The organism is Xanthomonas sp. WCS2018Noco2-27 (assembly GCF_031843525.1).
Lineage (GTDB): Bacteria > Pseudomonadota > Gammaproteobacteria > Xanthomonadales > Xanthomonadaceae > Xanthomonas.
The window spans coordinates 90,643-103,145 of sequence record NZ_JAVTIK010000009.1 but is presented as its reverse complement, the minus strand read 5'-3'; the positions used below and the strand labels follow the sequence as shown (position 1 = coordinate 103,145).

The following is a 12,503-nucleotide window of genomic DNA, read 5'->3' as shown; positions in this document are numbered from 1 at the left end:
CTGCGCCAAACCTCTTCAAGTAGCGCCAGTACTTGATCAATGCGCGCCGGATCTCTCATGACTGGCCGATATCTAAGTCAAGCCGCGCCGCGAAGCGCGTCGGGTTGGACGAATTGTTAGAGCTCAGGGTCATTGCAGGTATTTACCGGTTGCGAGATCCAAGTAGAAAGAATGTCACGGTCAATCAATGCGCCACGTTCCTCCCTTATGCTTATACCGAGGTAACTCGGACGTCCTGGAGGCCCTCCCATGCCGAGCGACGGCTTCGCCATTCAAAGCAGGACTGGCTGAAACGCGAGGGGGACAAGCCACTGGAGGAGACCTTGACCGGGAAACCGATAAGGTTGACTCCTTGATTGAACGTGACCCAGTTCTTTATGTGGCTACCAAAACTTCCACCATGGTTTATCGGGCTTCGAAGGAGCGGCCTGTTCCAGTAGGCGCACTATCGTGTCGTGTCCTTGCTGCGTAGCAAAATCAAGCGCGGTTTTGCCGGTCGCTGTCTTAATTGTGATATCTGCGCCGCAGGCAAGAAGCAGCTTAACGTTATCGACACATCCATTCTCGGCGGCTCCGTGAAGGGCTGTGTATCCATCGCCCCGGTGCTCGTTGACATCATTACCGGCAGCAATAGCTTGCTTCAAATGTGCGATTGCGTCAGGTTTTCGAATTACTGACCAATACTGAAGTGCGCTCATTGGGATGGAATCGGCAAATATGGATGCAAATGAGCTTTGTTGAGCTGATTTGACCTTTTTGACAAGACCCATAATGCGAGCATCTTGTTCCAACGAGGCCTTTTCCTCAGGTGTTAATTCTAGATTCGGATCGGTCATGATGGCTCATACTCCCAAAGGCCCAATGTCTAGTATTTTAGGCGGCCTGAGCCCGTAGCGCGTGATCGCGTGATCGGCCTCGCCCTGTGCAAGTTAGCTTCGGGAACGGAACCAGGTTGATCTTTAAGTGAGCCTGACGCCATCATTGTGGATCCATCAGGACGTCTGCCTTTCAGTATTGTGATAACAGCAAATATTGGATAGATGATGCAAGCGAGCAATACTACAGGCTTGGCGAAGCTAGCCAATAATCTAAGCCAGAAATCCAGTCTGTCAATTAACCGCGGCTCGAATGTCGTGGCGAATGCGCGACCAGTATAGTACGCGTGATACGTGATGTTAAGAAGAAGCAGGCATGATGCAGTTACGAGAAGTGCGCGGGAGAATAGCGAAGGCCTTGGCAGGCTGGTACGAAGCGGAAAATAAGCAATTACCCACGGCGCAATAGAGAGAAAAAGAATCGGAAGGTCGCGATAGCGATAACCAAAAAATTCGTTCGCGAATTGGGTTGACTGCCAAGAGTGGGTTAGCCAATAAGTCAGGAATCCATAGCAAATTGGGAGGAAAATCATTAGCTTCCTATCCATCATTGGATCGCTTTAGCGTGGTATGACGTGATCCTCATTGACTTCCTGCTCCATGTCAATCGTTACTAGCAGCAGCCCGCGCCGTCGGGTAGTCGCGGTGGATAAATTAGAAAACGCTTATCTTTAGGAGCCTATACTCGCTCCTGCCACGGGTGCCTTGCCGTGCTGACTTCGCGGACCCCGTTCGACAACTCATCTAAAAGCGCTTGAGGCACATCGCCATCCGAAGCCGGTAGAACATACACCCAATCAAAATTGTCTTCGTACGCTGCGAGACCGAACTTCTGCATTGCATAGAATACAAGTGCGCGAAATTGATAATTGATGAAAGCGCGATTGAACGCAATGCTAAAGAGCACCCCTCACTTCGTCGCCGACAACATGCGCTAGTTCTGCAATCTCATCTGGAGGAAAGGTTACATGACTTCTATAATCCCCGTTACCAAGGGTTCCATAGCCAGCTAGAAGTTCGATAGCTTCATCGAAGGGCATCGCTAGTTCACGACCCTGACGAAACTTGTAGAGAAATACGTTGGAACTCATCAATCCTCCAACTCATTAATCGGTACGACTTTCAAATTCCATCGTCAGTTCCATAGTTTCGCCCGGGGCCTTCAGCGTGCCGCTGTACTTCGACGTCGTCAATGGTCGATTTCACGGCAGAGCCATTGCTGCAACGATCAACGCTAGCATCAGCATGTCTTTTTTCCAGCCATGGCTACGCACCCAGTGCGCTTTCTTCCGGAGGAAGATTCAGTCTGTGGATACCACGCTAATGACCAACTCGCCGTTGCCTAGGCGGATGTGGAGTTTGCTGCCGATGGTGAAGCCGAGTTGTTCCAGCCAGCGGCCGCGTAGGCGTAGCGTGGGGATGCGTTGGTGGCTGTCGGGGTAGTAGCCGTAGCCGACGGTGCAGTGTTGCGGGGCACGCGGGTGCCCGGGGCGGCGCGGCTTGCTGGGATCAGGGCGCGGCTCGGGAATGGGGGGTGCGCTCGAGGTAGGGCCGCGGCGTGATCGAGGGGTCGAGCGAGTGCCAGCCAATCCCAGGCAACGGGGTCAGGTTGATTTCTTGAGTGAACCTGCCCCCTGTTCCTCGAATTGTTAGGCGCTTGCTGGTCAAGCCACATGGTGTAGAGGCAGCGCCCCTCCGATGCACGACAGAAGAACACCCACGTTTCTTGCTCCATCTGCAAGGACCAAACCGAGTAGCCAAGACGTGCTTGCGCCGGGATGTTAGCCGAGTACTCAGGGTACGGCACTGTGCCGGGAGGACCTCTGTGCACTTTTGGAAAAGATCGCCTGAGTCGTCCGGGCGGAACGAGAACTCGCCCTCCGATTGATTCAGGTCGAGGTTGTTACTGGTGCGGATATTGAAGGCTGAAGCGGGCAGCACGTCGGGCAGCCATCCGCGACCGAAGAGTTGGTCAGCGCGAGCTTCGGCGAGAGTGGCGTAGTTGCTCTCCACAACATCCGATGTGCACGCTGCCAGAAAGATCAGGCTCAAGAGTGCGAGTAATTTCTTCATGCGTCTAAGGATTAATGCACCGCCTAAGCACGGTATAAACCGATCCTCGCGAACTTCCTGACAGCAGTCAATCGCCACAGGCGTTTGAAGTTCACCGTTTTTCCAGATATGCACCTGCCGCTGCCAACAGGGTTTAGGCCGCATCCTTGCGGACCCATGCTGTTACGCCTAATCATATGCGGCCTAACGCCCGGCAAACGGAGCCAGATCGAAGTACAGAGTGAACCTGACTGCGTCCTTCCTTGGTCGTAGCCGACGGTGCAGTGTTGCGGGGCACGAGGGTAGCCGGGGCGGCGCGGCGTGCTGGATTCGGTGCGGGGCTTGGGTGTGCGCTTGCGGTAGGACCGCGGCTTGGTCGAGAAGTCGAGCGAGTGCCAGCCGATCTCGGCGTGCGTGGCACCGTGGCGCGCTTTCGCGTGGGCGTGGAGCGGGATGTGGATCGAAGCATGGCAAAGCCCTTCTTGACGAACAGGCCCCGTCGCCGGTTGGCGATGGGATGTCGGCAGGTTGGAGACCGCAAGTCGCCGACCAACGTATTTCTTGGAAGATGTTGTCACCAGCCTTCTCAAGGCAGGCATGTCTCGGTTTGACCGGCACAACTAAGCAGCAAACTTTTCAGAAATGGCGCTGTCTTCAGCATACAGACCTTACGAAGACACCTAGTTCCTTAAGATATTTTTCCTGTAGCCCGAATCGGCCATCAGACGTGGGTACTTTTCGAAATCAACCAGATCGCGTGCCCGGGATGAGAAGTGCGCCTCCTCATAGATAAATTTGCAAGATGCGTTATCGAAAAATTCTCGCAACTTCCCTCTTACCTTCGCGGCAATGCCGCTATCACATAAGATGGCCATCTGAACAATGTCTAGTTGATCAGTCAACTCTTTGTATAGATCTATAGCGAAAACGGTATGACCTTCTTCTTTTTGATAGGAGTAAACATCCCCAGTTCCGATCTTAGTGCGATCGAAATATTCTATGTAGAGGCCAGCGAGATCGACTTTGATCCCGAGTTCTTGTATTGCTTTTTTAAGTTGGCTGTTGACGGAAAAATCTCGTTCGCCGCTCCCAACCCAAGTGACAAGATCGACCATCGAAACAACAATATAGAAATCATACGTCGACAGCCTAGTTTCCATCCAAATTCCCCGATTAAGCCGTGTGTTATTGCGATCTTTGGCAATTAATTGCTAAACGCCGTCTGGACACGGCCTCAGGCAATCCTGGGATGGGCGCTCGCGATAGTCAATCATCGGGCGTCACTTGCGTCCATATCTTGCTCATCCTCATCGAACACGCTGACGACTAGCTCGCCGTTGCGCAGGCGGATGTGGAGTTTGCTGCCGATGGTGAAGCCGAGTTGTTCCAGCCAGCGGCCGCGTAGGCGCAGCGTGGGGATGCGTTGGTGGCTGGCGGGGTAATAGCCGTAGCCGACGGTGCAGTGGTGGGGGGCACGCGGGTGGCCGGGGCGGCGCGGCTTGCTGGGATCGGGGCGGGGCTCGGGGACGGGGCTGCGCTCGAGGTAGGGCCGCGGGGTGATCGAGGGATCGAGCGAGTGCCAGCCGATCTCGGTGGGCTGTGGCACCGTGGCGCGCTTGCGAGTGGGCGTGGAACGGGACGTGGATCGACGCATGGCAAAACCCTCCTTGACGAACAGGCCACGCCGCCGAGTGGCGACGGGATGTCGGGAGGTTAGAAACCGCACAGAGCCGGAGGGCGTATTTCCCCGAGGGGTGTTGTCAGCCGCCCTCCCGACGCAGGTGTTGCGTCGATTGCACCCGCAAGATGCTGCAGGCACAAAAAACCCACGGTTTGACGGAGGTGTGTACCGCTGATCGAGAAGTTTCTACGCTCCTTGCGGAAAAGATTGCAACGCGCTACGTGGTATGCCTAGCGGTCGAAGCTGGCAATCTGGAAGGCGTTGATGGAAGATCTTGCGTCAAGCTTTGAACCAGCGGAGTCAGAGTTGGATTGGACATTGAGGGGGTACCACTCAAAGCGCGTCCCCACCCGCTCATGAATTGCTTTTCGCTCCCCCTCATATCCATCACCAACGCGCCACTCAGGTTCGGACCCGGCAGTGCAGAACACCAGTGGCGCGGTTGACAATTGGTCAGCATCGTGATGTCGCGTGAGTAGCAGGAGCCCCATGACAAAAAATAGCTTCCGCAGCTTGCTTCCTTTGCTGCTATTTGAAGTAGCGCTGCCAAGTGCATGCGCTCGCACGCCTCATGAAGCAAGATGGGATGCAGGCACGCCACCTGCTGCGACAGTGAAGCCGCCCCGTCAAGAGAACAGCAAAAGTACCGATGGTGGCGCTGACGTCGTTTCTGCCAACACCACTTTGAAAGAACTAGAGCGCCGGCTGTTGCGCTTCATTGATGGACTGACAGTGCCAGCGGATCTGGACTACCCGCGGCTCGAGTCTGTCCTTGGCATCAAGCTTGGACCACCGTCTGATCCCGCATACCCGTGGCGTGACGTGAAGGACGTCGCTCTGGCTGATGGGTATGCACTCTACGCGACGCATCGCCCAACGAAAGATGGATTCTCCCGAATAGAGGTTGCAGTGACTCTGCCTGACCATAGCGATCCGACACGCGTGCCTACATCGATCTGCATCTTGCAGGCAGAAGCACTGTCCAAAAAGCTTGAAGGGATGGGATACACGCGCGGCGGCCAGCGGCCATTCCAGGGCGGATGGCTACGCCAGCATTGGCGCGCGATCAACGGCGGAAGTCAGATGTTCTCGGTCTCATTGCTTCTCTATCGAACCAATGAACAAAGCGGTCAACAAGAATGCGTCCATAGCATCAAGATCGATGGAGGCAAGCCATGAAATGGGTCCCTCGAAGAGTAGAGCCTATGAATATCAAGCAGAAAAGAACAGGAAGGAGATTTTTTGCCCTGTTGTTGCTGCTCCTTGCGGCTGGACTTCAGGGCGCGTGCGCCGATCCTAAAAGCGAATCCACTACGTCATCCGCATCAGCACCGGTCATTGCGCAGGATGCGATTGCAAGCGATCGCTCGGAGCCAAACAAGCCCGGCATTAGCTCTGAAGAGCTGGAAGCCAGGTTGCTGAGGTTTGTTGATGGATTCAAGTCACCAGCCGATATGAATTACATGCGGCTGGAGGCGGCGCTGGGCACAAAGTTCGGAGGTACCCAGGACTCTACGCATCCTTTTTACATCATGAAGAATGTTTCCCTAAGTGACGGGTACACTTTTTACGCAACCCACGTACTCGCAGAAAAAATCTTCTCGAGTGTGGAAGTCGCCGTCGGTCTACCCGAACGTATCGACCCAACGCGCACGCCTACCGCGCGTTGCGTTTGGGACGCAACGACGCTGTCACGCAAACTGGAGGAGATGGGTTACAAGCGTGGTGGGCAAAGACCTTTCCAGGGAGGATGGCTGCGCCAACATTGGCGTCCGCTCAACAACGGGACACAAGGCTTCTCCGTCGCGTTGCTGATCTACCGAACCAGTCAGGACAGCGGTTCGCGCGAATGCGCTTACGGCATGCAGATCGATGGGGGCAAGGCATGACTCGTGTCGATCCAAGAATCGAGCCACTGCTGGCACAGATGGCAAACGATCCGCGCCTTCCAAAAGAGGCCGAGTCCAGCATTCGTCAAGCGCTATCAGAATCTCCCTACCTCTCGAATTTGCTTGGTAATGCGATAGAGAAGGGGCATATCGGATCGATCGCGGTCTCGCATGGCCAGAACAATGGTGGCCATTTCCAGGATGGCAAAAATGGTAGCCCCGGCACGCTCAACATCAGCGCAGCAGCGTTCAGCGACTTCACTGGCGCGCAGCGGATTGACTACATCACCGAAGTACTCGGGCATGAAACGATGCATGGTGTGCTGGCAGAGCACCGGACTCAAGCACTGGCCGAGTTCGCAAAGACAATGGGCAACCGGCTGCAGGAGGCACACGAGAATCGCGAGGGTCAGGTCGACCTGACTGGGCCAACGCGCGTCTATCTGGATAGCACCCGGGAGGATGAGGCGCTCTCAGAGATTTCAGGCATGCGTGCGCTTCACGACCGCATCAAGCATCAAAACCCTGGAATGCCTGATGAAATGGTCGAACTTCGCCTACTCCAGCGCTCGACGACGCGGTGTGTGGAAAGAAACGTTAACCCACCGCAGTTTGCCAATGGATTGACATATGAAGAGCTGACGACGCGCCCGTTCTCACGCAATGATGCGCTGACAAAGTCAGTGGAACAATGCTTCTACGACAGTCGCGGCACGCTAGGCCCTCATGGCGACTCCGATTACCGGAACTACTATGGCGTCAATCCGATCAGCCATATCGCGCAGAGCTATGCGCATCTGGCGCATGATCGCCAGCCACCGGAAATCCGCGTCGACCTCAAATCGTTGGGTCTGGAGCCAAGACAGTTGGAGCGTAATGGCCTGGAGCTGGGATCTGCAAAGACCTTTAACATCGTTGACTTGAGCAAAGACGGCTATGGCATGGTCCAGCTCAAGAATACTGGTGCGCAAGACATCAATGCTCCCAACCTCGCAACACCGAATGAACCTGGCCGCGCAGTGACACCTGCAGATGCGTGGCACCCGGACCACGCCATGCATCAGCAGATCCGCAGCAAGGTAGAGCGATTGGATGCCGCCAATGGCCGCACGTTCGACGCTACCAGTGAGCGGATGACAGCCAGCCTGCTCGTCTTGGCAAAAGACAATGGACTGACACGCGTGGATCACGTACTGCTCAGCGAGAAGACCAAAGACTTGCCCACTGCGCAGACATTGTTCGTTGTGCAAGGAGACCTGAAAGATCCGGCCATGTTGCGCGCGCATATGCCAACGGCAGACGCCGCGCAGCGGCCTGTTCAAGAGAGCTTTACGCAACTGGAATCGGTCAACCAGCGACTAGACCAGGAGCGCATGCAGGAGCGGGCAATGGAACAACAGCGCTCGCAAGAACAACAGCAGCGCGGACCCGTTGCTTCACTTTGAAGTGACAGCATGCCCGCATCTATCTTCGGGATGTACGCACCGTGCAAAGGCACGCAGCGGGTTGGTCAGTCCCTGGGCACCACGCTGACGACCAGCTCGCCATCGCGCAGGCGGATGTGGAGTTTGCTGCCGATGGTGAAGCCGAGTTGTTCCAGCCAGCGGCCGCGTAGGCGCAGGGTGGGGATGCGTTGGTGGCTTGCGGGGTAATAGCCGTAGCCGACGGTGCAGTGTTGGGGGGCACGCGGGTGGCCGGGGCGGCGCGGCTTGCTGGGATCGGGGCGGGGCTCGGGGATGGGGGTGCGCTCGAGGTAGAGCGGTGGCTTGAGCGTGGGGTCGATCGAGTGCCAGCCGATCTCGGTGGGTGGCGGCACCGTGGCGCGCTTGCGTGCTGATGTGGGACGGGACGTGGATCGACGCATGGCAAAGCCCTCCTTGACGAACAAGCCCCGCCGCCGGTTGGCGACGGGATGTCGGGAGGTTAGAAACCGCAGAGAGCCGGCGGGCGTATTTCCCCGAAGGGTGTTGTATTAGCCGCCCTCCCGACGCAGGCATCGCGTCGGTTGCACCCGCAAGACGCTGCAGGCACAAAAAACCCACCGATTTGACGGAGGTGGGTACCGCTCTCTGAGGAGTTTCTACGCTCCTTGTGGTAGAGATTGCTGTGGGTTTGTTGGGATGTCAACTGTTTGGGGCTACAAGTGACGGTGATTTTTTGAGTGCGGCCACTACGGAGAACATGTTGATCGCTCCACCTTGTTTACTCGCCTCGCACCATGCAGCGGACTACCGTTTGGCCGAAGAATTGAGATTGTCCATATCCGAGAAGATCAACCACGGCTTGCCGGGAGCTCGATGCAGCGTGAGGGTGAACTTTCCTATGTCGCCGGGTGCATCTCCGTAGCCGTACGCACCTATGATGTAGGCGACATTACCTTCGGCGGAAAAACCGAGTGAGCGCAAACTTAGCGGGCCTCCGCTGCTACCTTCATAGGCCGCTTGAATAGCTGCCCTGCCCCGGATTGGAGGACGATCGCTCTGCAGCAAAAATCCATCTTCCGCAAATAGCGCAGCAAGCGCGCTCGCGTCGCCCTTACGCCATGCGCGCTCATAGTCGCGGAGGACTCGATCAAGTTCGGGCGGTAACGCAACGCTGGCAACTGCAGTTGGGTTGGCCTTTTCTGTGATGTTCTGACCGTGCAATGGCCCCGTGGCAAGCACGAGACTGAAGACAAAAAGGGCAATGATTGATCGGCTCATATATCTCAACCCTTCTAGAGCATCGTTGATTGACCACAGTAGTATCCCGCGCTCCGCGACTACAGGTACTAGGTTTACTTTTAAAGCTAACTTGACCCGTTATTTTCGGGTTTGTTGGGATGTCAACTGCTTCGGATATCAAATCGATGATAAGCATCAGAGAGTGCAGCCCTGCCGATGCGGCACTCGGAAGATATCTCTGAGCACTTATCGAGGCCAACTTGTCTCAATAAGTGAACCTGACACCATTCCTCTTCCATTGGCTTTGAGGGATTTTTTAGGTTCCCACTACTGGCGCGCTCCCAACAATAGATTTCTCGACAGAAGCAGCTTCAGCCAATGTTAGTAAACGCCATTGTGGGGCATCAATACCATAGGTCATTTGTGCTTCACACATTACCTTGCAGACTGGTTCGTGATGCAGATGGTCACTATCACTTTCGAGCATTTGGGAGTCTTTGTACCGAATCTCAAGGACGTACGTCCGTTGCTTGCTATCAACAAGCTGGAAAAGCACCAGCCCGCTGAGCTGGGGAAAGTTCTTCGATGTGACTGGCGCGAAGTAGTGCTCCATGGGGCCTAATACCTAAGTTAAGAATTGTTAGGCCTCACACTCCGATGCCAGGGCTTCAACAAGCGAGAAGAACAGAACATCAATATCTATGAACTCGTCGCCAGCATACGGAGCCGACGTTTTAAGCCTTTCGAAACGGTTGCCAGACGACGGGGCAGATTGACTTATGAACTCGGTCTGACACCATTCCTGGTAAATTACTAAACAGTGAGTTGCCGCATGGCTGCATCTGTAACTAAGCGCGCCAGCACTGCCGCCGCACCCGAGTGTGCCATAGCTTTCGGAAAGGCGTCAGGTTGAACCACCTTCAGAGCCCGTCCTCGAAGTAGTGGCGAGGTGCCTCATTGCTCCGCATCGGAATGCGTAGGCAACGAAATGTAAAGTGCAACGGCGATCGCGATCTGGAAGGGGAGCGACGCGATGATTTCGACCGAAAAAATTGCAATGAGACCTGCCGCCTCATCCGAGGCAGCCTTGACTGCAGGCAACAGCCACGAGAGATACAACCCAATGAGCGGCATACGCCTGACACGGACGCTCCCACTTGGCGCTCGTCGTCTTGATGCCAAAACCAGCAGATACACGATGCTTGGTACGCCCGCAATCGCCGACACGATCCACACCGATTCGCCCCCCGAAACAAATATGGCCTTCACCCCCCAGAAGATCCCCATGAACATGGGTACCGCACCGTGTCCCCAAAGATCAACGCAAGGGCATACGCGCCAAGCACGGCCGGAGTCCCACCGATCTTATGTTTCAGTGACGTCATCATTACCCTCCAGCCGAGCGCCTGACACTGTAAAGCCTATTCGATGCGTCCAGGCGCGTTACATCCCTGGCCCGACACACGCGGACCGAGTCAGGCAGGCAGTGACCATTGACCATTGGCACCAAAACAACTGCACAAGGCAGACAGCTTGCGCTCGACGCGGACACTGGCATCGGGCGAACCAGGATTACATCAACGGATGTAGTACCGCCTTGATGCTGTAGCCATGTCGATCCTGGCAACAACCCACCACAGGTTAGCTCCAATCAGCAAGGACGGGAAACCGGGGGGCAGTTTAGTTTTAAAGTGACCTGACTCGGTCATTGGAGAATAGACCAGGACCAACTGCTAAAGTGAACCTGACCCCTAATTTGTGGGCGGGCTGGGGTTCCGTAATGAGCGTCACCGAGGAGAGCTACACGGACGCCGCCAAGCCCACTCGTGTTGTAGTTTTCGCCTCTCCAAGGATCGAATAGCCTCATGCGGCACCTAACACTTGAATTATGCCGAGCCGCAAGGCAGCTTAGGCTTGAATGGGATGGGAACGGGGTCAGGTTGACTTCTTTAAGTGAACCTGACCCCGTTCTTCCAACCCCGTTCTTCCCCGTTATTTGTAAAGTAAACCTGACCCCGTTCTCCCAACCTGACCTCTTTTTCTGATTTAGAAACTCGTCACAATTGGCTTACCCCAGTCTCCTAGGTTGGGCGCAGCATCATCTGCCCTGGCCGCATCAATATGGTCAATTCCGTTATCGAACTTAATTACTCTTGAAAAAATGTAATCTTTCATTTTATTACTTAGTTGCTCGTACCAGCTGTGTGAGAATGCAACATTCTCAGCATGATCCAAAAGGGAATGAATGACTGCGGAGGTTAAGCTCTTTCCTCGGGTGATTGACTCATAGAATGCTCTCGGCGCCGAGTTCGCGGTGTCTAACCACGAAAATATTGCGGCGCCTCCAGTTTCCACGGGGATTACCGACATAAAGATATGACTCATGTCCGCGTCAAGATCCTCGAAATCTTGGATTTGGCGGCCATCCAGATCCACATACGGTTGAAAAGTTGTAGTACCTAAAACCGATGGGGTATGGGGGAATAGTATTGCGCGCGTGACTAGTCTTGACCATTGATTGGTCAGTAGAAATCCGTCCAGCACCTGTTTGAGGTTCTCGATTTCCTCAGCTCCCCGAACGACTCCGGCTTGGTAAACAAAAGCTGCTTCCGAAAGATGCAATTCTTCCTTGATGCCGTGGATCTCCGCGTACTGCTCGGGTGAGAGCAAAGACTCAACCTGCTTTCTTTTGAGATAGCTTTCCTTCGAAGCTGTCCTGAAGGCCAGCTTGAACAGCTGTTCTGGAGAAAATCGGAATGGCTCGGTCTCGAGGCAAGCGAACAAGTCCCGGTCGTGCATTGCGCAGAAACCATTAAACACGGACACGTCCCTTAAGCCCATCCGTTGGATCTTGATCGGGAAGACGTCTCTAGCTATTTTCTTGGGACTGCCAATCGCGTACACATGGCCGTCGATAGAAATCTTGCGCAGCATGCTCTCGACAGACAGCGTATGCGCGGACACGATTCTGCGATCGTGGTCAGTACCAGGCGCCATACACACTTTGGTTGTATAGCGTTTACGGAAATCTTGGATCAATTTCGCTGCGGCTTTCGGATTGGCGACGTCGGAAAGTGACATAGAGGAGCCTAACTAATATTGGGCCGCTTAAATACGGCATAACGTGATCTCACCACGGAACTGTGGGCAGTATGCCTTTATCAAGTGACCCTGACCCCATTATTTGGTCTTCCGATTGTGCTTCGGTAGATTGAAAGACCTCTCACTTGCTTGGGCATGCGCTAGTCCCTATGTGATAGTCAGGAGACTGGGTCAGATGGACTGTTTAAGTGAACCTGACCCCGTTCTTCGCACTATACGAACGCAATGAATTCACCATTAA

Annotated in this window: 12 protein-coding genes; 3 read left to right on the top strand and 9 right to left on the bottom strand. The window is 54.8% G+C overall.

What is annotated here, in order from left to right:
- Nucleotides 1–383: 383 nt before the first annotated feature.
- The 4 genes from RQH86_RS15205 to RQH86_RS15190 form a co-directional block, all read right to left on the bottom strand.
- Entirely contained in the window at nucleotides 384–836 is a 453-nt protein-coding gene (locus tag RQH86_RS15205; RefSeq protein WP_311238048.1) for an ankyrin repeat domain-containing protein, read from the bottom strand.
- A 1,340-nt stretch (nucleotides 837–2,176) separates the two neighbouring features.
- Entirely contained in the window at nucleotides 2,177–2,464 is a 288-nt protein-coding gene (locus RQH86_RS15200) for a SymE family type I addiction module toxin (RefSeq protein WP_311238049.1), read from the bottom strand.
- A gap of 1,143 nt (nucleotides 2,465–3,607) precedes the next feature.
- Nucleotides 3,608–4,087: a hypothetical protein gene (locus RQH86_RS15195; RefSeq protein WP_311238050.1), complete on the bottom strand. Its 480-nt coding sequence runs from the start codon at nucleotides 4,085–4,087 to the stop codon at nucleotides 3,608–3,610.
- 110 nt (nucleotides 4,088–4,197) lie between these two features.
- Nucleotides 4,198–4,581, bottom strand: a complete 384-nt coding sequence (locus RQH86_RS15190; RefSeq protein WP_311238051.1) for a SymE family type I addiction module toxin — start codon at nucleotides 4,579–4,581, stop codon at nucleotides 4,198–4,200.
- Nucleotides 4,582–5,097: 516 nt separating this feature from the next.
- On the opposite strand from RQH86_RS15190, the gene RQH86_RS15185 reads away from it, so the two are divergent.
- From RQH86_RS15185 to RQH86_RS15175, 3 genes are read left to right on the top strand one after another with little or no spacing between them, the layout of a single operon-like run.
- The gene (locus RQH86_RS15185; RefSeq protein WP_311238052.1) at nucleotides 5,098–5,787 is read left to right on the top strand and encodes a hypothetical protein; all 690 of its coding nucleotides are present in this window, start codon (nucleotides 5,098–5,100) and stop codon (nucleotides 5,785–5,787) included.
- Nucleotides 5,788–5,813: 26 nt separating this feature from the next.
- On the top strand, nucleotides 5,814–6,497 hold the full coding sequence (locus tag RQH86_RS15180) for a hypothetical protein (protein WP_311238053.1): 684 nt from the start codon (nucleotides 5,814–5,816) through the stop codon (nucleotides 6,495–6,497).
- Nucleotides 6,494–7,942, top strand: a complete 1,449-nt coding sequence (locus RQH86_RS15175; protein WP_311238054.1) for an XVIPCD domain-containing protein — start codon at nucleotides 6,494–6,496, stop codon at nucleotides 7,940–7,942. Before RQH86_RS15180 ends, RQH86_RS15175 begins: the two co-directional genes overlap by 4 nt.
- 65 nt (nucleotides 7,943–8,007) lie before the next feature.
- Here the strand turns inward: RQH86_RS15175 and RQH86_RS15170 are convergent, their stop codons facing one another.
- From RQH86_RS15170 to RQH86_RS15150, 5 genes are all read right to left on the bottom strand, one after another.
- Entirely contained in the window at nucleotides 8,008–8,361 is a 354-nt protein-coding gene (locus tag RQH86_RS15170) for a SymE family type I addiction module toxin (RefSeq protein ID WP_311238055.1), read from the bottom strand.
- Between the two features lie 364 nt (nucleotides 8,362–8,725).
- Nucleotides 8,726–9,199 (bottom strand): nuclear transport factor 2 family protein, encoded by a 474-nt coding sequence (locus RQH86_RS15165; protein ID WP_311238056.1) that lies wholly within the window; start codon nucleotides 9,197–9,199, stop codon nucleotides 8,726–8,728.
- A 277-nt stretch (nucleotides 9,200–9,476) separates the two neighbouring features.
- Nucleotides 9,477–9,773 (bottom strand): hypothetical protein, encoded by a 297-nt coding sequence (locus RQH86_RS15160; RefSeq protein ID WP_311238057.1) that lies wholly within the window; start codon nucleotides 9,771–9,773, stop codon nucleotides 9,477–9,479.
- A gap of 341 nt (nucleotides 9,774–10,114) precedes the next feature.
- On the bottom strand, nucleotides 10,115–10,453 hold the full coding sequence (locus RQH86_RS15155; RefSeq protein WP_311238058.1) for a hypothetical protein: 339 nt from the start codon (nucleotides 10,451–10,453) through the stop codon (nucleotides 10,115–10,117).
- Between the two features lie 753 nt (nucleotides 10,454–11,206).
- Nucleotides 11,207–12,241, bottom strand: coding sequence for a hypothetical protein (locus tag RQH86_RS15150; protein ID WP_311238059.1), 1,035 nt, complete (start codon nucleotides 12,239–12,241; stop codon nucleotides 11,207–11,209).
- Nucleotides 12,242–12,503 lie beyond the last annotated feature (262 nt).